The following is an 18,416-nucleotide window of genomic DNA, read 5'->3' as shown; positions in this document are numbered from 1 at the left end:
GATGTTCGTGCTGAACATGGCCGCCTACAACCTTGTGCGCATGCGCTCGCTAGGGCAGGTGCGTCTGCAAGGTGCCCGATGAGGGGAAAAGGCGCGCCACACGGCGCTGGCGTGACCCGAATCGCGCTCTGAATGCGTAATTGAGCCGTCAGCGCCGAACGCCCTGCTGAATCCGCACTCTCACCGAGGTGAGACGAGCTGCGGCGTCGGGTATTTCAGCAGCCTGNCAGCCGCTGCCCATGAACGAGTTCGTGCAATGACCCGAATCGCGCTCTGAATGCGTAATTGAGCCGTCAGCGCCGAACGCCCTGCTGAATCCGCACTCTCACCGAGGTGAGACGAGCTGCGGCGTCGGGTATTTCAGCAGCCTGTTAGCGCGCCGCGACGGCCGCGTCCGGGAAGTCGCTGAACACGCCGTCCACGCCTGCGTCGTAGAACCGCTTGTACTCGGCCTTGGCGTCGCCCTTGTCGTTGGACGGCAGCCGCGTGACTTCGCTGCGGAAGGTGTAGGGCACGACCATGAGGCCCGCGGCATGCGCGTCGCGGATCACGCTGGTGGTGGGCATCACGACACGGTCACGCTCGTCGATCTTGCCATCGCCATTCAGGTCGTCGGGCTGGCCGTCGTTGTTGGCGTCCACCTGGCGCGTCGGGATCAGGTAAGGCTTCCAGGGGCCGATCATGTCCGCGTAGGTCTTGATCTCCTGCAGTCCGGCTGGCGTCAGCATGGTGGCGAAGGTGCGCGCGTCACCGGCCACGGCGAAGTCGTAGGGCTTGTCGTAGGGCGCCGTCAGGTCCATCGAGCCATCGGCCTTGACGTCGTTGGCGTCGATCAGCTGCACCAGGCGGATCTGCGACTTGCTGCGCAGGTACTTGAGGTTGGACACCTCGAACGACTGCACGACCACGGGCGAGCTCTTCTCGGTGTAGCCGTACCTGGCCAGGATGGCGAGCAGCCGGTCTTCCAGCTGCAGGCCCAGGCCGACGTGGTAGGTCGGATGCTTGGTTTCCGGGATCACGCCGATGGTGCGGCCCACCTTGGCGCCTTCGGTCTTCGCCAGGTCCAGCACTTCCTCGAGCGTGGGGATGCGGAACTGCGTGTTGTACGACTGGTCGCGCTCGGCGAAGGTCTGCTTGGCGTACAGGGTCTTGATCTCGGCCAGTGTGAAGTCCGAGGCGAACCAGCCGGTCTCCGAGACGCCATCGACCACCTTCGTGGTCTTGCGGTCGGCGAACTCGGGGCGCGTGGAGACGTCCGTGGTGTTGGTGATGTTGGGCTCGTGGCGCGCGACCAGCACGCCGTCCTTGGTGGCCACGAGATCGGGCTCGATGAAGTCGGCGCCCATTTCGATGGCCAGGGTATAGCTGGCCAGCGTGTGTTCGGGCCGGTAACCGCTTGCGCCACGGTGGCCGACGACCAGCGGTTTGTCGCCCGACAGGGTGGGGTAGTCGTCATCGCTGCTGCCGCATGCGGCCAGCGCCGCGACAGCCAGCGCGCTCAGGATCAGGGTGCGGGTGTTTGTCATGTGGTTGTTCTCCTCGTCTGTTGTGCAATCGCCGCAGTCTGCGCGCGCCGGATGACACGCGCGTGAATGCCACGTGACGGTAGAGCGACGCCTGGGCCGCCCTGTCGGCGATGTGTGCGGCCTGTGAAACACCTGCAACAGGTTGTGAGCCGATTCGGCGGTTGGCAAAGTACGCGCGGGGTCACGAGCAGCGTGGGCCACAGCGCCAAGGGCAGGTCCCGCGGCCCGTCTTAGGCCATCAACGTGCCACCCCGGTCGAAGCAGGTGCAGCGCAGCGTGGCTTTGGGCATGCGTGTTCAGGCTGGCAGCACGTGCAGCGGAATGTCCTGCTCGATGGCCAGCCGCTCGAGCTGGCGGCGCGTGCGGCCCAGCAGGAATGCGGCAATGGCCTCGTGTGTGGCGCTGGCCAGCATGCCTTTGCGGGACGCATCGGCCACGCCGGCCGCGGCGCACAGCGCCTGCGCGAAATGCGGCTCCAGTGCGGCCACGGCGACGCGGCCATCCTGGCAGGGGTAGACGCGGTAGCCCGCATGCGCACCGCCGACCGAGCCCTGCGGCGCCGTGAGCCCCCAGGCGCGCGGCAGCGCCAGGTAGCCGGCCGCATCGGCCAGGGCGACTTCCAGGAAGACGCCTCGGCCCTTCGCGGCGCGCAGCAGCTGCGCCTGCAGCACGGCCTCGCTGGCCATCAGCGAGCCGCCCATGTCGGCGTACAGCGTGGGCGGCAGATCGAGACCGCTGACCAGGCCGTGCTCCGCCAGGTAGGTCAGGTCGTGGCCCGGCTCCTCGGCGCGCTCGCCGCTCGCGCCGACGATGGCCACCTGCGACAGCGTGGGATACAGCTTGTGCAGCTTGCGCCAGCCCAGGTCGAGCCTGGCCAGCGCCGAGGGGCGGAACGAAGTCACCAGGACGTCGGTGCGCGCCAGCTCCCGGTGCAGTGCCTTCTGGCCAGCCTCCGTCTTGAGGTTGGCCCGCAGCACGCGCACGCCGGCGTGCAGCGCCGCGTAGGCCTGCGGCGCGTAACTGGCCATCGGGTCGCCCGCGCCGCTGTCGGGCGCTGGTGGCTCCAGCTTCACGCAGGTCGCGCCCATGGTGCGGCAGCGCATGAGCGCGGCGGGGCCGGGCAGGTTCAGCGCCAGGCTCAGAATGCGCACGCCCGCCAGGGGGCGGGCGGGCTTGGGGGCGGGGGATGCGGTGCGGATGGTCATGCGGTTGCGCGTGGAAAGCAAACGCGCAATCTAGCGCAGGCGGCCCGCGGCGCGCCAGGTGCGCTGTGCGACAGGGTTCGGGTTTGCCCGAGCGGCTGTGGCGCAGATCCTGCTAAAGCATCGGGGCAACACCGGCCCCGGCCACCACCCCCTCGCATATCCCGATGAAAAGGAAACCCATGATGCCCACGCCCACTTCAGCGCAGCCACCCTCGGCCGCGCGCCTGGCTGCGCGCCGCACCCTGCGTGCTGCCATGTGCGCCGTCTGCGCACTGGCGCCTGGCCTCGCCGCGGCGCAGGGCGCCACCGCCGCAGCCGAGAGCCGGTACATCGTGCTGATCAATCCGAACTCGAACGCGGGCACCACGCTGTCCATGACCGACATCGCCTCGACGGCGACCGGTGGCATCAAGGTCGAGGGCAAGAGCAACGAGGGCGTCCCGCCTTTGCTGACGACGCCGAAGGACCTGGCGGACGCGCTGCCGGGCGTTGTCAGGATCGGGGCCGAAGCCGCACGGGATCCCAAGGTCGGCGCGATCATCGTCTCGGCCTTTGGCGATCCGGGCTTGCCTGAGTTGCGTGCCAAGGTCGGCGTGCCGGTCTTCGGCATCCGCGAGCAGGCCTTTCACGAGGCCGCCAAGGGAGGTCGCCCGTTCGGCATCGCCACGACGACACCCGACCCGGGCCTGCTCGAAGGGTTCCGCCAGACGGCTGTGGCACTGGGCTACGGCGCGCAGTTTCGCGGCACGCGCGCGACGCCTGGCGACCCGAACGCGCTGATGAAAAAGTCGCCGGAGGAACTCGACGCGGCGCTGGCAGAAGCCGTACGTGCGTCGGCTGCGGACGGCGCGAAGGCCGTGATCATCGGCGGTGGCCCGCTGACGGCTTCGGCGCTGCGGCTTCAGCCACAGTTCGACATTCCGCTGGTGGTGCCGGTGATCGCGGCCGCGCAGGCCGCAGCCGACAGCATCCGCAAAGGCCGGTAGCCGGCGGGCCGCCTTGCAGTGCCCGGCGCCGGCAAGGCGCTCGTCAGGTGTGCGGCCCGCGCTCGCGCTCACCGTCCGGCGCCGGGTCCGTCTCGGGCAGCCCGCCTGCACCCGGGATGCCCTGGCTGATGTGGCGCTCAGCCGGGACTTCTGCCTTGGGCGCTGCACCCAGACCCGGCGTATCCAGGCCGTCGGCATCGGCGTCGGCGCCATCGATGGCTGCCGCGTCTTGGCGCGGATGGTGGTCCCCGTCAGCCCGGTACGCATGCTCCTTGCCGCTGATCGGCGTTGTCTCCATGGCCTCGGTGGCGGCGGCCCGTTCACCGGTCGGATCGAGCTTCTTGGCGTCAGGCATGGCATGTCTCCTATGAAGTGTGTCTGCAGCCTATTGCCTGGAGGCCGGGCCGGTGTCGGATCGCAACCCGAATGCCGATCAGCGTGCGTCCCGAGGCCCGCCGTGACTTGTTGGCCGCCGTGACTCGCCGCAGGCCAAGGGTGTACGCTGCCGCTGCGCGTCCCCAAGCCGCTGCACGGCCAGAGACTGCCGCCCGGCCGGCCATGTCGATTCGGTGTCTCCTCGTTCGTCGATGGCAGGCAAGGCGCTCTCGGGCGAGCGCGCCGACCGGTCAACGCACAGGAGTCAACCCATGTCCTACATCGATGGTTTCGTGATCGCCGTTCCCACCGCCAACAAGCACAAGTTCATCGAGCATGCACGCCATTTCGACGCGCTGTTCATCGAGCTGGGTGCGACCCGCGTGATCGAGGGCTGGGGCGACGACGTGCCCGACGGCAAGGTCACCGACTTCCGCCGCGCCGTGCAGGCCACAGCCGAGGAGACAGTGGCGTTCTCATGGGTCGAATGGCCGGACAAGGCCACGCGCGACGCCGGCATGAAGAAGATGATGGAAGACCCGCGCATGGACCCGTCCAACCCCGAGAACCCGCCCATGCCCTTCGACGGCAAGCGCATGATCTTCGGCGGCTTCGAGCAGGTGGTGGAAGTCAAGGCCTGAGACTGGGCTGGGCGGCTGCGCCAGCCGCAGCTGACCGCCATGCGGCCGGCCCGGCCCTGGGCTGCACCGGCCATGCGCGCAATCAGTACAGCCGAACCGCCATGTCGAAATGCCAGGTCCGGCGGATCTCGACCACGTCGAAGTCGCGGGCCAGGTCGGGCGGGAACGCCGGGTAGTGGGCCTGGCCCTGCACGATGCGCCGCACGGCTTCGTCGATGGCGGGCACACCGCTGGAGCGCACGAAAGTGATGGACTCGACCGAGCCGTCGCGCCGCACGGCGACCGTCACGATCGGCGGCTGGTGCGGCTGCCGCACGGTCTCGCGCACTTCGTCGAAGGTCATGTTGAGCTCGATCTTGCGGCTCCAGGTTTCGGCATAGAGGCGCAGCCGCTCGTTCGGGTCGCCGCGTCCCAGGATGCGGCCGCGCCGCGCGTTGCTCCAGGACGAGGGCAGGTCGGGCGAGGCGCGGGCAGCGGCCTCGGCCTCGGCCTCGGCGCGCTGGTCGGCCTCCGCATTCAGCTGGCGGCCGATCGCACGCAGCCGTTCCTCGCGCAGGGCTTCGTGGGCGCGCGCGGCTTGCGCCTGGGCGTCGCGCTGGTCGGCCTGTCGCTGTTCGGCATCTCGGGCGGCGGCCGCGGCCTGGGCTGTCGACGCGCGCTGTTCGGCGGCCGCGCGCGCCGCTGCGTCCTGCGCGGCTGCGCGCCGGGCCGCTTCCTCGGCTGCGGCCTGCTGGGCGGCGGCCTGCCGCGCAGCCTCGGCGCGGGCGGCTTCCTGGCGCGCCGCGTCCTGGCGATCCGCGGCCTGGCGTTCGGCCGCCTGGCGTGCGGCCTCTTGCCGGCTGGCCTCGGCGCGTTCGTTCTCCTGCCGTGCCGCTTCGGCCCGTGCGGCCTCCTGACGGGAGGCCAGCTCTCGTGCTTCGGCCTGCCGCCGTATTTCGGCCCTTGCGGCCTCCTGGCGGGCGGCTTCCTGGCGGGCCGCTTCCTGGCGGGCCGCATCGGCTTGCTGGGCCTCTTGGCGTGCGGCCTCCTGCTGCGCTGCCTGCTGGCGCGCCGCCGCGGTCCGCTCGGCATCCTCCCGGGCGGCTTGCTCCAGGGCGGCCTGTTCTCGGGCGGCCTGTTCCGTGGCGGCCAGCGTGCGCGCAGCTGCCTGCCAGGCATCGTGCTCGCGCGCCAGCGCCTGCTGCGCGGCGGCGTCCTGTGCGGCGGCTTCCTGGGCTGCCGCCTGCCGGGCGGCTTCGTTGCGCTCGGCCTCGCGTCGTTCCTGTTCGGCCTTCAGCGCGGTCTCGCGCACGGCGTCCTGTTGCGCGGCGGCGCGTTGCTCCGCTTCGATGCGAGCCGCCTGGGCGCGATCGGCTTCCTGGCGCTCCGCCTGCTGCTGTGCCGCGGCCTGTTGTTCGGCGGCCTGGCGCTCGGCCTCGCGACGCGCTGCTTCGGCCTGTGCGGCCTGCTGGCGCGCGGCCTCGCGCTGCGCCGACAAGGCCACCGTAGCCGCTTCGTCGGCCGCCTGGCGCTGCAGGATGTCCAGGCGTTCGGCTTCCCGTTCGGCGGCCTGGGCCCGCGCGGCTTGCCGTTGCGCGGCCTCGCGCTGTGCCGACTGCTGTTGCAAGGCAGCCTGGCGTTCGGCGTCGGCACGATCGGCTTCGGCGCGCGCGGCCTGTGCACGCGCCGCGTCCAGCGTGGCTTGGCGCGATCGCTCGCGCTGGGCCTGCGCGCGTTGCGCAGCCTGCCGGCGCGCGTCGTCGCGTTGCCCGGCACGGGCCTGCGCCGCCCGAGCCCGTGCCTCAGCCCGTGCCGCTGCCGCCTGGCGCCTGACCTGCGGGCCAGCGGCATCGCTGGGGGATGCGGCCAGTTCGGGCGCCAAGGGAGCAACCCGGGGAGGGCCGTCCGCGCTCGAGGGCGGTGCGGCCGGGGCGACGCGTGCCTGCGTTGGTGCCGGGCTGGGGGGCGGGGCCGCGCTGGACTGGGCTGGGTTCGCCTTGCGCGGCACGGCAGCCGGCGGCGTCACCGGCTCCGTGGCCACCGGCGCCGCGGCCGGTGGGGCAGCGGCCTGCAGCACCACGCGCAGGTCGGGCACCGCGCCACGCCGCTCCTGCCAGGGGAAGACGAGGCCCGGCAGCCCGTGCTGCGCGCCGCCGAAGCGCAGGCTCAGCAGCAGCGCGTGCACCAGCAGCGAGCCCAGGACCGCGCGCAGCAGGCCCGCGTTCGGCCGGTACCGGCGTTGGCGCAGCCACTGGTTCTCGATCGAAATGGGGTCCGCTGGTGCCGACACGTGCTGTGGGTTGCGGCCCGCGCGACGATCGGCTGGGCCTGTGGATGAGGCCGTGACTGTAGTGGCACTGGCCAGGCGGCTTGCGTTGCTTCGGCGTTGCGCGTGCAGGTCGGGCCTGTCCACCCAGCGACGGAGCCCAACAGGACGAAGGACACGCAGGCGATGCCGCTCGACGCCCGTTCGTCGATCAGCGCATCGTTGTCGCCGTGCCGGGCACTGGGGTGTCGGCCGGGCGGCCGTGGCACGCAGGCGACCCGCGTAAGACCGGAGCCCCACCCGACAGCGCCTGCTGTCCCACGCGCGGAGCTCGCCTTGCCCTGGGCAGCCTGGGCGGGCGCATCGTCATGCTCAGGCCATGCACACTGCTCACACTTCCCGCCCGGCGCCCGCGCCGCGTCAGGCCTATCCCTGCTCCGACGACCATTACCCCGCCAGCATCGGGGCCACGCCGGCGCCGGACCGGCCGACATCGTTCCGGGCGGCCTACGACGAGCTCGTGGCACCGCAGGCCGAGCGCCAGCAGGCCAGCCACCGCTCATTGGCGCTTGTGCGCCGGGCGCTGGAGGCCGTGGCCGGCACGGCCGACGACCTGCCGGCCTCGCCGGACGGCCTGGCGGACTGGATGGCGGCCTCGGCGCACCGGGCCACCGACGCCTACCAGGCCTACCTGGCCGAGCGCAAGGCCGGCGCGCCGCGCCGCTTCTTCACGAACCGCACCCATGCGCTGCACTTCCTGCAGGCCGTGGCACCGACCAAGCTGGTCGACGGCGCCTGGCTGCATGGCTGCCTGCGCTATGCGCGCGACCCGCGCATGGCCGGCCTGGCGCAGACCTACCTCGAAGAGCTGGGCAACGGCGACGAGACCAAGAACCACGTCCTGCTGTACCGCGAGCTGCTGCGCTCGCATGGCCTGAGCGAGGGCCAGCACCTGGCAGATGCGTATTTCGAGCAGGGCGCGCTGCAGCTGGCGCTGGGCCACACCACGGAGCAGATGCTGCCCGAGGTGATCGGCTTCAACCTGGGCTACGAGCAGCTGCCGCTGCACCTGCTGATCACGGCCTACGAGCTCAACGAGCTGGGGCTGGACCCGTACTACTTCACGCTGCACATCACGGTGGACAACGCCGACAGCGGCCACGCACGCAAGGCGGTCGACGCCGTCGCGCTGAACGCGCCACGCTACCCCGACGCCGAACGTTACTGGCAGCGCGTGCGCCGCGGCTACCGGCTCAACGACCTGGGCCTGGGCACCAACGCCGTGATCGGCGGCTTCGACATCGACGCGGAAGTGCTGCGCATCTTCGCGGCCAAGAGCGTGGCCGGGGCGGGCGCGCATTCGGACTACTGCCGCATCGAAGGCCGCACCGTCAACGAATGGTTGAGCGACCCGGCCTTGGTGGGCGGCTTCGTGCAGGCACTGGTGCGCAAGGGGTGGATCGTGCAGGGCGGTGATCCGGCGCAAAGCCGCTTTTGGCAGCTGCTGGTGGGCGACCGGGCCGAGATGTTCGGTGTCTTCAGCGACTATGAGCTGCAGGCCATCTTCGACTGGATGCGCGGCGCGGCAAGCGCCGATGGGCTCAAGTACGATGCGCCGCGCGTGCCGGCCGGAGCGCGCGCGCGCTCGTTCCGCGCCGAGCAGCGACTGCGTGCGCTGCGCGGCGAGCGCGCGAGCCTCGATGCCGTGCCGGAGCCGACGGTCGGCCAGCTGGCCCCCGGTGCGCATTGGACTGCCGAAGGCCTGGACGCAACGCGCCAGCTCGTGGCCAGCATGCGCGCGGGTTAGGAGGGCGCGCCGTCAGCGCGGCCTGGCGCTGTAGCCGCTGGCCACCCAGGCCTCGGCGCTGGCCGCGCTGAGCTTGAAGTCGGCTGCCACGCGGGCCTCGCCGAGCGGCTGGCCGAATTCGTCCTGGGCCGTGAGCACGGCGTACGGGTACTCGTCGTCCGGCACGATGCGCAGCGTCACCCGCACGCGCTCGCTTCCCACCCCCATGTCCACCTGCTTGTGCAAACGCGCATGCAGTTGCTGCTCGTGCCGACGCAGCACCTCGGCCGCCGTCTTCACCAGCGTGTGGAAGGCCGGCGCGTCCAGCGGCTTGGGGTTTTTCTTGTCGCGGCCCATGGTCCAGGGGCCGACCAGTGCCGGCTCGGCCTCGCCGTGCAGTGTCATGGACACCGCCCAGCCGTCGTCGTCTTCGTTCTTGATCACGCGGGCGGTCCAGCGCTCGTCGCGCCACAGGCGCGGCTCCTGGATGGTGAGGTCGGCTTCTTCGGGTGGGGTGGCGTCGTGCATGCAGGCATTGTCCCGCAGCCGCGCGGGCGGACGGGCCGCGCGTGTGGACAATGCCGGGCGCCGTTTCGCCCACATCCCGTCCTTGACATGACCACCTCCGAGATCTTCCTGATCGCCATGCTGATCATCTTCACGCTGCCCTACCTGGTGTGGCGGCTCGGGCGCACCGAGTACTTCGCACCGCTGGTGGTGGTGCAGATCATCACGGGCATCGTGCTCGGGCCGGGCGTGCTGGGCGCGCTGTTCCCCGACTACTACCGGTTCGTGTTCAGCCCGCCCGTGATCCAGTCGCTCAATGCCATCGCGCAGTGGGCAGTGATGCTGTTCGTATGGATCGCCGGCATCGAGCTGGACCTGCGCCAGGCCCTGGTGCACCGACGCGAGAGCTTCGTGACGGCGGGCCTGGCGCTCGGCGTGCCGCTGGTCTTCGGCGCGGCCGCCGGCGTCGGCATGCTGGCCTGGCCGGGCTGGATCGGCACCGGCGCCATGCCCTGGCAGTTCGTGCTGGGCATCGGCATGTCGTGCGCCGTCACGGCGCTGCCCATCCTGATCCTGTTCATGGAGAAACTGCAGATCCTGCGCCAGCCCATCGGCCAGCGCATCCTGCGCTACGCCAGCCTGGACGACATCGCGATCTGGGGCGTGCTGGCGCTGATCCTCATGGACTGGGAGCGCGTGGGCAAGCAGCTCGCCTTCCTCGTGCTGTTCGCCGTGGCCAGCGTGCTGCTGCGTCGGCTCATGCGGCGCATTCCCGAGCGCGACCGCTGGTACGTGGGGCTGGTCTGGCTGGCCGCCTGCGGGCTGGGTGCCGACTGGTGCGGCCTGCACTACATGGTGGGCGCGTTCATCGCCGGTGCCGTGATGGACGCCGAGTGGTTCGACCAGCAACAGATGGACTGGCTGCGCCACAACGTGCTGCTGGTGCTGATGCCGGTGTTCTTTCTCAGCACCGGCCTGCGCACCAACTGGCAGGTGGGGGGGGCGGCCGTGTTCGTGGCCGGCCTGGTGCTGCTGCTGGCTTCGGTGGCGGGCAAGCTGATCGGCCTGCAGCTGGCCGGCCGCATCCTGCGCTGGCAGCCGGGTGAGGCCTCGCTGATCGGCTGGCTGCTGCAGACCAAGGCGCTGATCATGATCATCTTTGCCAACGTGCTGCTGGACAAGGCCGTGATCACCAACGAAGCCTTCACGGCGCTGCTGCTGATGGCCGTGGCCAGCACCATGCTGACCGTGCCGATGGTCGCGCCCCGGCTGGCGCGCATGCGCGACGTGGTGTTTCGCGCACGATGAACTGGTGAGGTGCCGGGCGGTCAGCCTTTGCCGGCCGCCTGCTGCGTGAACGACGCGGCCAGGAAATCGACGAACGCCCGCACGCGCGCCGCCATCTGGTGGCGCTGCGGGTAGACGGCGTAGATGTCGGCGTCGGGCGTGAAGTACTGCGGCAGCACCTGCACCAGGCGGCCGCTGCGCAAATGGCGCGCCACGTCCCATTCGGCGCGCATCACGATGCCGTGGCCCTCCAGCGCCCAGTTCACGGCGATCTCGCCGTCGTTCGTGGTCAGGTTGCCGCGCGTCTTCACGGCCTCGGTCTTCGCGCCGCGGCCCTTGCCGCTGGTGAGCCGCCACAGGCCATACGCCTCCTCGCCCTGGCGGATGCCCACGCAGTTGTGCCGCGTGAGATCGTTCGGCACTTTGGGCATGCCGTGTCGGGCCAGGTACGCGGGCGCCGCGCACAGCAGCCGCCGGTTGGCGCCGATGTTCTTGGCGATGACGCGGCTGTCGGGCGGCGCGCCGAAGCGGATGCAGACGTCGAACAGGTCTTCCGTGATCGCCGGTGGCGCGACGGACAGCTGCAGCTGCACCTGCACCTCGGGGTGCTTGCGCACGAATCTGGAGATCAGCGGCGCCACGTGGCTGCGGCCGAAGCCCAGCGTGGCATTCACGCGCAGCAGGCCCTGCGGCGTGGCCTTGGAGACGCCCAGCAGCTCGCCCATGCCGTCGATCTCGGCGAGGATGCGGCGCGCATGCTCCAGGTACAGCTCGCCCTCGGGCGTGAGGCTCATACGCCGCGTCGAACGGTTCACGAGCAGCACGCCCACGCGTGTTTCCATCTGCGCCAGGTGCTTGCTGACGGCCGGCGTGGTGATGCCCAGTTCGCGTGCCGCGGCCGACAGGCTGGCCGCGCTGGCCAGGGTCGAGAAAAAGCCCAGGTCTGCCGGGTGGATGGGGCTGGTCATCGCGCCGCGTCAGCCCGGGCGCGCGACGCCCAGCTCCCGCAGCACCGCATCGCGCTGGTCTTGCAGGGTCAGCAGCGCATCGACACGCACCACGCCGGTCTCTCCAACCGGTGGCTCCAGCGCCGCGAACTGGTTGGCCACGAGCTGCGCTGGAAAAAAGTGGCCTTGCCGCGCGCCGACGCGGGCACGGGCTTCCTCTTCGGTGATGTCGACGAACACGAAGCGCAGCGCGGGCTCCAGCGCGCGCAGCCGGTCGCGGTAGCTGCGCTTAAGCGCGGAACAGGTCAGCACCGCGCCGCCGGCTTCGTCACGCACCAGCGCGCCGATGTGCGCCAGCCAGGGCCAGCGGTCGTCGTCGGTGAGCGCGATGCCGCGCTGCATCTTGTCCTGGTTGGCAGCCGGGTGGTAGTCGTCGCCTTCGATCAGCCTGCTGCCCAGCGCCTGCGCCAGCGCGGCGCCCAGGGAGGACTTGCCGCAGCCCGACACGCCCATCACCACCAGTTTCAAGTTCATTGCGCCTCCTGTTCCGGCCGCCATTGTCCGCGCGCCGGTGGGGACCCGCGCTGACGTCGAGCGGTGCATGGCATTGTCATGGGAGAGGGGCGCCGACCTCCAGGCGTCACAACAGTTGCAATCAATTGCATGCATGCGCTTGGTCTCAAGGGATTGCATGCCGAAAATGCCAGGCTTTTCGTTTTCTGATCGCCTGGAGTTGTGGATGCCGCGCCTTCTGCTGAGCCTGCTGCTGTCCCTGGTGGCGCTGTCGTCCACGCACGCTGCCACCGTGCGATTCCGTGAGGAGTGCGGCTTCAGCTTTGCGCCCTGCGGCACGCTGGGCGTGGTGACGCTGGAGCAGAACGGGCCTGCCTACGCCTACTTCGTGGGCCCGAGCGCGCTCTCGCTGGCCTATGTCGACGACCTGTTCGTCATGACGGCGGTCAACGACACCGGCCGCATCCCGGGAGGGCCGTTCGGCCTGGCAATCTACCCGGGCAGCGGCCCGCTCATCACGCTGGCCGACCGCGTGAACACCACGGCCTATGGCTTCATCGCGTTCAACGCATTTCCGCGCGTCGCCGGTGAATCGAAGTCCGTGGCCATCCCTACGCCCGTGGCCGAAGTGCCCGAGCCGGCGACCCTGGGCATGGTCCTCGGCGGCCTGGGCTTGGTGGGCTGGGCTGGCCGGCGGCGCAGGCCACGCACGGCACGCTGAGGGCGGCGCGCAGGCCGCCTGCGCCGCCGCGCGTGACCGCCATGCGCTTGCGCGCCCGGGATGCGTCAGTTCACGCAGCTGAAGTTGCTGGCGACGGCGCCGCCGCTCGCATCCGCGCCCGTGTAGCGCGGGTACTGCGGGTACTGGCACATGGGCTTGGACGCCACCTGCGCGAACGGCGCCAGCGCGCTCTTGTTCGTGAGCGTGTAGTGCGTGGCCGGCTTCACGCCTTTCTCGACCCAGTCCTCCATCACGGCCAGCAGGTCCACGCGGCCCGGGATGCCGTAGGCCGGCGCGTTGGCCGTGCCGGCGGCGATACCGCCCGAGGTGTGGGGCAGCCCGGTCGCCGCGTAGGCCGCGAAGAACTCGGCCACGGGCCCGGCGCCCATGCGCGAGACCACGGCATCCCAGTAGTTCAGGCCGGTCAGCGGGCTCTGCGCCGTGTCGCTCATGTCCTCGCGCAGGATGAGCTTGCCGCCGCTGGCGCGGAAGGCCGACAGGTCGGGGTTGGTGGCGTCCATCCACTGCGAGACCTGCAGCACCCGGTCGCGGAAGTTCGCGGGCTCGTAGGTCAGCGGGTCGAATGCCGCGTTCTGTGCCACGAAGTAGCGCACGTAGCCATTGCCGAAACGGTAGACCTGGTTGATGCCGTTGGCCGCGGGGCCTGCGGTCGGCGGCACCGTGCCCACGAGCCAGTTCGACCAGTTGCCCGCCAGGCCTTCGCCGCCGAAGCCGAAGCCCGCATAGGCCTGCATGCCGTTGGCCACCGGGAAGCTGAACTGGTAGCCCGCATGGGCGGACTGGATCACGGCCAGTTGCGCGCTGGAGAAGCAGCCTGCGCCCTCGTCGGTGCCCGAGGCGCAGACCTTCGCGGCCAGCGCGGCCTCGGCCACGGGCTTGCAGGCGCGGTAGTTGCTCACCACCTGGTCGGCGATGCCGTCCAGCGCGTCGCAGGCGGCCGTCACAGTGTCGTGCACCAGCTGCGTCTTGCCGACCAGCGCGGCGCCCGGTGCAGCCTGGCGGATGCCGCCGATCCAGTTGCCGAAGGTCTGCAGGCCGGTCCAGTTCATGACCGGATCAATGGAGACGATGCCGTCGTAGTCGTCGGGGTAGCGCTGGGCCATCATCATGGCTTCGCGCCCGCCCTCGGAGCCGCCCATGTAGTAGCTCTTCATGGGGCGCTTGTCGTAGTAGCGCCGGCCCAGCTCGATGGCCACGTCGTGCGTTTTCTTGTAGGAGGCGTAGGCGAAATTGACCAGGGCCTCCTGGTTCAGCGCGAAGGCATAGGCTTCCACGCCCGTCTGGTTCTGGTGGCCCGAGTCCGTGCCCGTGGTCATGTAGCCGCGCGTGATGGGGCGCGGCACGTCGGGCGGCGCATTGCGGCTGGCGTCCAGGCCCGTCACGAGCGCGCCGTTGTAGCCCGAGCCGCCGAACTGCAGCTTCTTGCCGTTCCAGCTGGTGGGCAGGTTCAGCTGCGTGTTGATCAGCGGCGCCGCGGGGTCGACCGGCTTGATCTCGACCAGCACCTCGCAGTACTCGGGCGTGCCCAGCACGGTGGCGGTGCCGGCTGCGTTGGGCGCGTCGGCGACGGCCGGCTTCAGCGTGGCGGACTTGACGGTCGCGCCCGTCGTCGGCTCGCCGATCTTGCCGGCCTCGACGCTCTGGCCGGCCAGCGCCGCGCAGGCCCCCGCCGGATTGGCCACGACCAGAGGTGTGGCGAAGCTGTCGTCACCGTCGCTGCCACCGCAGCCGGCGAGCAGGGCGGCCATGGCCGCGGCGATGAGGGTCTTGTTCGAAACCAAGCCTGTTGCGTGCACGCGGTGCGCGTGCGATGTCAGTGTCTGCATCTTGTCTCCTGTAAAGGTGGTATTCGGAATGGGCGGTCGCAAGGGTCAGGTCGTTGGCGGTCCTTTCTGCAGATGGAAACGAAGCCGAGGCCTCACCACTCGACGGGCAGGCCCACGTAGTTCTCGGCCAGCGACGTCGATGCGGCCTGTGACCGGACGAGGTAGTCGAGCTCGGCCTCCTGGATCTTCTGGCCGAAAGGCCCGTTGTCGGGGAAGCGGTGCATCAGCGAGGTGAACCACCACGAGAAGCGCTCAGCCTTCCAGACGCGGCGCAGGCAGGTGTCCGAGTAACGGTCGATGCCCACGCTGGACTTCTCGCCGTAGTACTCGGCCAGGCCGCGCCACAGGTAGCCCACGTCGGAGGCGGCCAGGTTCAGGCCCTTGGCGCCCGTGGGCGGCACGATGTGGGCCGCGTCGCCGGCCAGGAACAGCCTGCCGAAGCGCATGGGCTCGGCCACGAAGCTGCGCAGCGGCGCGATGCTTTTCTCCAGCGACGGGCCGGTGATCAGGCGCTCGGCGGCCTGCGGGTCCAGCCGCGCGCGCAGCTCGTTCCAGAAGGCCTCGTCGCTCCAGTTCTCGACCTGCTCGTCCATGGAGCACTGCACGTAGTAGCGGCTGCGGCTCTCGCTGCGCATGCTGCACAGGGCGAAGCCGCGCTCGGTGTTGGCGTAGATGAGTTCGTGCGAGACCGGCGGCACGTCGGCCAGCACGCCGAGCCAGCCGAAGGGGTAGACCTTCTCGTAGGTGCGCAAGGCAGCGGCCGGCACGCTCTGGCGGCTGATGCCGTGGTAGCCGTCGCAGCCGGCGATGAAGTCGCACTGCAGGGCGTGGCGCTGGCCGCCTTGCGTGTAGCTCACGGTGGGGTTGCTGCCGTCGAAGTCGTGCAGCTGCACGTCGGCGGCCTGGTAGACGGTGGTGAGGCCGGCGGCGGCGCGCGCTTCCATGAGGTCGCGCGTGACCTCGGTCTGGCCGTAGACCGTCACGCGTTTGCCGCCTGAGAGGCCATGCAGGTCGATGCGGTGGCGCTGGCCAGCGAACAGCAGCTCGATGCCGTCATGCGGCAGGCCCTCGGCCAGTGCGCGCTCGGCCACGCCGGCCTGGGCCAGCAGGTCCATGGTCACCTGCTCCAGCACGCCGGCGCGGATGCGGCCGAGCACGTAGTCGCCGCTCTGGCGCTCGATGACGATGTTGGCGATGCCGGCCTTGTGCAGCAGCTGGCCGAGCAGCAGGCCCGAGGGGCCGGCGCCGATGATGGCGACTTGGGTACGCATGGGGTGTCTCCTGGGCCTGCCGGCCGATCGGTTCTGGGGATGGCGCAAGCGTAGGGCCGCATCGCGCCGGTGGGGTCGCGGCCGTGGCGACGTTGTGCGATCATCGAGCCCGCTGCGCGATGATCGCGCAACCTTCACCGACCGGGCCAACCCATGACGATTGCCAAGGCGGACCTCATCGAAGGCATGGCCAAGGGCATGGCCGTGCTGGAGAGCTTCGACACCGAGCGCCAGCGTCTGAACGCCACGCTGGCGGCCCAGCGCGCCGGCATCACGCGCGCGGCCGCGCGGCGTCATCTGTTGACCCTGGCCCATCTGGGCTACCTGGAGACGGACGGCGGCTACTTCTGGCTGGCGCCCAAGGTGCTGCGCTTCTCGGGCAGCTATCTGGCGTCGGCGCGGTTGCCGCGCGCGATCCAGCCGACGCTGAACCGGCTCGCGGCGCAGACCGGCGAATCCTTCTCGGCCGTGGTGCGCGACGGCGACGAGGTGGTGATCGTGGCGCGCAGCGGCACGCTGCGCATGCTGGCCTACGGCCTGCACCTGGGTGCGCGGCTGCCGGTGCATGCCACCTCCACGGGCCGCGTGTTGCTGGCCGCCGAGCCGCGCACGGTGTTCACGGCCTGGATGAAGGGCCGGCAACTGCCGCGGCTGACGGCCTACACGGTGACCGATGCACGCGGCTTTCGTGCACTGGTGGACGACGTGCGCCGCGCCGACTACGCCATCGCCATCGAGGAGCACGAGCTCGGCGTGCACGCACTGGCCGTGCCGCTGCGCAACATGCAGGGCGCCACCGTGGCAGCGCTGAACGTGGTGGCCTCGCCCGGCCGGCTGGGCCGCGAGGCCATGGAGCGCGAGCTGCTGCCGCTGCTGCTGGAGGCGGCGCGCGAGCTGCGGGCCTTGTTGTAAAAGCGGCGGCGCGCGCGCACAGTCGGCGCATCCGCAGGGGAGACGAGATGGGGCGTACGAGATCGCTGCTGGTGGCCTATGCCGCCGTGTTCATGGCGGGCCTGCTCGCCGGCTGCGCAAGCCTGGCGCCGCGCGAGCCGCCCGCGTCCACGCATGCGCTGGCGGACGTGGCCGGCACCGCGCTGGCTCGCGTGGCCGCGTCCAGCACGCCGGCCGATGTGGGCGGGAAGTCCGGCTTTCGCATGCTGCCCGAGGGGCCGTTCTCGCTGGACGCGCGCATCGCGCTGGCGCGCCGCGCCGAGAAGTCGCTGGACGTGCAGTACTACCAGCTCCAGAGCGACAGCGTGGGCTTTCGCCTGCTGCGCGAGCTGCGGGATGCGGCCCGGCGCGGCGTGCGCGTGCGGCTGATCGTCGACGACTTCTACACGGCCGGGCAGGACGAGCTGTTCAGCACGCTGGCCGCGTTCTCCAACGTAGAGGTGCGGCTGTTCAACCCGCTGCCGGCGCGCGAGGGCTCTCTCGTCGGCCGCTTCCTGGCGTCGCTGCACGAGTTCTCGCGCATCAACCACCGCATGCACAACAAGCTGTTCGTGGCGGACAACAGCTTCTCGGTCTCGGGCGGGCGCAACATCGGCGACGAGTACTTCATGCAGGGCGGAGCGGCCAATTTCATCGACGCCGACGTGATGGCCGCCGGCCCCGTGGTGCGCGAGCAGTCGGCCGCATTCGACCTGTACTGGAACAGCGAGCATGTGTGGCCGGTCGCGCAGGTGGCCCGCCCCGCCCTGGCGCCGGAGCAGGCGCGCCGGCGTTTCGATGAGATCGTCGGCGCGCCATTGCCCGATATCGACGTGCGGGAGCGAGACGTGCTGGGCCATACGCCCGTGCGCGAGCAGCTGGCCCGCGGCCGGCTGGACCTGATGTTCGCCCACGCCCGCGTGCTGGTGGACGACCCGTCCAAGATCACGCGCAGCGACCGCGACGCGCGGCTGCAGGGCAGCGTCAGCCTGCGCGTGCTGGACCTCATGGATTCGGCGCGGTCCAAGGTGCTGATCATTTCGCCGTACTTCATCCCCGGCAAGCTGGGCATGGCGCGGCTGGCGCGCTCGGCGGCCAACGGCGTGAAGCTCACGGTCTACACCAACTCGCTGAGCTCCACCGACGAGCCTCTGGTCTACCTGGGCTACGCGCGCTACCGCGACGACCTGCTGCGCCTGGGCTTCGACCTCTACGAAGTGGCGCCGCAGCTGGGCAACCGCACGCAGCTGGGCGTGTTCGGCAGCTCGATCTCGCGGCTGCACGCCAAGATCTCGGTCATCGACGAGGACCGCATCTTCGTCGGCTCGATGAACCTGGACAGCCGCTCGGCGCGCATCAATACCGAGATCGGCCTGGTGGTGGAAAGCCCCGAGATCGTGCGCGAGTTCATGCGCATGATTCCGGCCGATGGCTTCAAGTCGGCCTACCGGCTGCGGCTGTCGGACGCCGGCCGCGTCGAGTGGCTGGAGCGCACGGACGACGGCGGTGTCATCGTGCACAAGACCAACCCCGGCACGACCTGGATGGCCGAGATCCGCAACTGGCTCAGCTCGCTGTTCGTGGGGGAAGACCAGCTGTAGCCGGCCAGCGCCAGCCCGGGCGATACAC

At 70.5% G+C, this 18,416-nt stretch carries 16 protein-coding genes; 7 read left to right on the top strand and 9 right to left on the bottom strand.

The features are described 5' to 3' along the window. Positions 1-371: 371 nt before the first annotated feature. Both ASF43_RS11125 and ASF43_RS11120 read right to left on the bottom strand, forming a co-directional pair. Positions 372-1,526 (bottom strand): glycerophosphodiester phosphodiesterase, encoded by a 1,155-nt coding sequence (locus tag ASF43_RS11125; protein ID WP_056180455.1) that lies wholly within the window; start codon positions 1,524-1,526, stop codon positions 372-374. A 296-nt stretch (positions 1,527-1,822) separates the two neighbouring features. After that, a complete protein-coding gene (locus ASF43_RS11120; protein WP_056180485.1) occupies positions 1,823-2,731 on the bottom strand; it encodes a CoA transferase in 909 nt (302 codons plus the stop codon). Between the two features lie 179 nt (positions 2,732-2,910). Between ASF43_RS11120 and ASF43_RS11115 the strand changes: the two genes are divergently transcribed. Further along, positions 2,911-3,717 carry an aspartate/glutamate racemase family protein gene (locus ASF43_RS11115; RefSeq protein WP_200932507.1) on the top strand — a complete coding sequence of 269 codons (807 nt, stop codon included), beginning with the start codon at positions 2,911-2,913 and terminating at the stop codon, positions 3,715-3,717. Between the two features lie 43 nt (positions 3,718-3,760). Here the strand turns inward: ASF43_RS11115 and ASF43_RS11110 are convergent, their stop codons facing one another. Next, positions 3,761-4,072, bottom strand: a complete 312-nt coding sequence (locus ASF43_RS11110; protein WP_056180453.1) for a hypothetical protein — start codon at positions 4,070-4,072, stop codon at positions 3,761-3,763. A 292-nt stretch (positions 4,073-4,364) separates the two neighbouring features. On the opposite strand from ASF43_RS11110, the gene ASF43_RS11105 reads away from it, so the two are divergent. Further along, a complete protein-coding gene (locus ASF43_RS11105; RefSeq protein ID WP_056180450.1) occupies positions 4,365-4,733 on the top strand; it encodes a DUF1428 domain-containing protein in 369 nt (122 codons plus the stop codon). 82 nt (positions 4,734-4,815) lie between these two features. On the opposite strand, the gene ASF43_RS11100 is transcribed toward ASF43_RS11105, so the two are convergent. Then, positions 4,816-7,002 (bottom strand): TonB family protein, encoded by a 2,187-nt coding sequence (locus ASF43_RS11100; protein WP_056180447.1) that lies wholly within the window; start codon positions 7,000-7,002, stop codon positions 4,816-4,818. Between the two features lie 355 nt (positions 7,003-7,357). Between ASF43_RS11100 and ASF43_RS11095 the strand changes: the two genes are divergently transcribed. Continuing rightward, complete coding sequence (locus ASF43_RS11095; RefSeq protein ID WP_056180445.1) at positions 7,358-8,785, top strand: iron-containing redox enzyme family protein; 1,428 nt, start codon at positions 7,358-7,360, stop codon at positions 8,783-8,785. 12 nt (positions 8,786-8,797) lie between these two features. On the opposite strand, the gene ASF43_RS11090 is transcribed toward ASF43_RS11095, so the two are convergent. Further along, positions 8,798-9,292: a hypothetical protein gene (locus ASF43_RS11090; protein ID WP_056180442.1), complete on the bottom strand. Its 495-nt coding sequence runs from the start codon at positions 9,290-9,292 to the stop codon at positions 8,798-8,800. Between the two features lie 87 nt (positions 9,293-9,379). Between ASF43_RS11090 and ASF43_RS11085 the strand changes: the two genes are divergently transcribed. Next, positions 9,380-10,579: a cation:proton antiporter gene (locus ASF43_RS11085; protein ID WP_056180439.1), complete on the top strand. Its 1,200-nt coding sequence runs from the start codon at positions 9,380-9,382 to the stop codon at positions 10,577-10,579. 20 nt (positions 10,580-10,599) lie between these two features. Here ASF43_RS11085 and ASF43_RS11080 read toward each other — a convergent pair whose 3' ends face one another. Together ASF43_RS11080 and ASF43_RS11075 are read right to left on the bottom strand one after the other, a co-directional pair. After that, the gene (locus ASF43_RS11080) at positions 10,600-11,526 is read right to left on the bottom strand and encodes a LysR substrate-binding domain-containing protein (protein WP_056180436.1); all 927 of its coding nucleotides are present in this window, start codon (positions 11,524-11,526) and stop codon (positions 10,600-10,602) included. Between the two features lie 9 nt (positions 11,527-11,535). Then, positions 11,536-12,039, bottom strand: coding sequence for a gluconokinase (locus tag ASF43_RS11075; protein WP_056180433.1), 504 nt, complete (start codon positions 12,037-12,039; stop codon positions 11,536-11,538). Between the two features lie 205 nt (positions 12,040-12,244). Between ASF43_RS11075 and ASF43_RS11070 the strand changes: the two genes are divergently transcribed. Continuing rightward, positions 12,245-12,739 (top strand): PEP-CTERM sorting domain-containing protein, encoded by a 495-nt coding sequence (locus ASF43_RS11070; protein ID WP_056180430.1) that lies wholly within the window; start codon positions 12,245-12,247, stop codon positions 12,737-12,739. A 65-nt stretch (positions 12,740-12,804) separates the two neighbouring features. Here ASF43_RS11070 and ASF43_RS11065 read toward each other — a convergent pair whose 3' ends face one another. Together ASF43_RS11065 and pobA are read right to left on the bottom strand one after the other, a co-directional pair. Further along, the gene (locus ASF43_RS11065; RefSeq protein WP_082497781.1) at positions 12,805-14,586 is read right to left on the bottom strand and encodes a tannase/feruloyl esterase family alpha/beta hydrolase; all 1,782 of its coding nucleotides are present in this window, start codon (positions 14,584-14,586) and stop codon (positions 12,805-12,807) included. A 92-nt stretch (positions 14,587-14,678) separates the two neighbouring features. Beyond that, positions 14,679-15,857 carry a 4-hydroxybenzoate 3-monooxygenase gene (pobA, locus tag ASF43_RS11060; protein ID WP_056180424.1) on the bottom strand — a complete coding sequence of 393 codons (1,179 nt, stop codon included), beginning with the start codon at positions 15,855-15,857 and terminating at the stop codon, positions 14,679-14,681. 153 nt (positions 15,858-16,010) lie between these two features. Here pobA and ASF43_RS11055 point away from each other — a divergent pair, with 153 nt between their 5' ends. Continuing rightward, positions 16,011-16,769, top strand: a complete 759-nt coding sequence (locus tag ASF43_RS11055) for an IclR family transcriptional regulator C-terminal domain-containing protein (protein WP_056180421.1) — start codon at positions 16,011-16,013, stop codon at positions 16,767-16,769. 47 nt (positions 16,770-16,816) lie between these two features. Next, positions 16,817-18,388, top strand: a complete 1,572-nt coding sequence (locus tag ASF43_RS11050) for a phospholipase D family protein (RefSeq protein ID WP_056180417.1) — start codon at positions 16,817-16,819, stop codon at positions 18,386-18,388. The last annotated feature ends 28 nt before the right edge of the window (positions 18,389-18,416 follow it).

The organism is Pseudorhodoferax sp. Leaf267 (assembly GCF_001422405.1).
GTDB lineage: Bacteria > Pseudomonadota > Gammaproteobacteria > Burkholderiales > Burkholderiaceae_C > Pseudorhodoferax.
Note: the sequence above shows the minus strand (reverse complement) of the source record. Positions and strands in the feature narration are given on the sequence as shown.

Excerpts from the sequence above, each read along its gene's own strand:
- ASF43_RS11125 (WP_056180455.1), bottom strand. The coding sequence starts at position 1,526 with ATGACAAACACCCGCACCCTGATCCTGAGCGCGCTGGCTGTCGCGGCG.
- ASF43_RS11120 (WP_056180485.1), bottom strand. The coding sequence starts at position 2,731 with ATGACCATCCGCACCGCATCCCCCGCCCCCAAGCCCGCCCGCCCCCTG.
- ASF43_RS11115 (WP_200932507.1), top strand. The coding sequence starts at position 2,911 with ATGATGCCCACGCCCACTTCAGCGCAGCCACCCTCGGCCGCGCGCCTG.
- ASF43_RS11110 (WP_056180453.1), bottom strand. The coding sequence starts at position 4,072 with ATGCCTGACGCCAAGAAGCTCGATCCGACCGGTGAACGGGCCGCCGCC.
- ASF43_RS11105 (WP_056180450.1), top strand. The coding sequence starts at position 4,365 with ATGTCCTACATCGATGGTTTCGTGATCGCCGTTCCCACCGCCAACAAG.
- ASF43_RS11095 (WP_056180445.1), top strand. The coding sequence starts at position 7,358 with ATGCACACTGCTCACACTTCCCGCCCGGCGCCCGCGCCGCGTCAGGCC.
- ASF43_RS11090 (WP_056180442.1), bottom strand. The coding sequence starts at position 9,292 with ATGCACGACGCCACCCCACCCGAAGAAGCCGACCTCACCATCCAGGAG.
- ASF43_RS11085 (WP_056180439.1), top strand. The coding sequence starts at position 9,380 with ATGACCACCTCCGAGATCTTCCTGATCGCCATGCTGATCATCTTCACG.
- ASF43_RS11080 (WP_056180436.1), bottom strand. The coding sequence starts at position 11,526 with ATGACCAGCCCCATCCACCCGGCAGACCTGGGCTTTTTCTCGACCCTG.
- ASF43_RS11075 (WP_056180433.1), bottom strand. The coding sequence starts at position 12,039 with ATGAACTTGAAACTGGTGGTGATGGGCGTGTCGGGCTGCGGCAAGTCC.
- ASF43_RS11070 (WP_056180430.1), top strand. The coding sequence starts at position 12,245 with ATGCCGCGCCTTCTGCTGAGCCTGCTGCTGTCCCTGGTGGCGCTGTCG.
- ASF43_RS11065 (WP_082497781.1), bottom strand. The coding sequence starts at position 14,586 with ATGCAGACACTGACATCGCACGCGCACCGCGTGCACGCAACAGGCTTG.
- pobA (WP_056180424.1), bottom strand. The coding sequence starts at position 15,857 with ATGCGTACCCAAGTCGCCATCATCGGCGCCGGCCCCTCGGGCCTGCTG.
- ASF43_RS11055 (WP_056180421.1), top strand. The coding sequence starts at position 16,011 with ATGACGATTGCCAAGGCGGACCTCATCGAAGGCATGGCCAAGGGCATG.
- ASF43_RS11050 (WP_056180417.1), top strand. The coding sequence starts at position 16,817 with ATGGGGCGTACGAGATCGCTGCTGGTGGCCTATGCCGCCGTGTTCATG.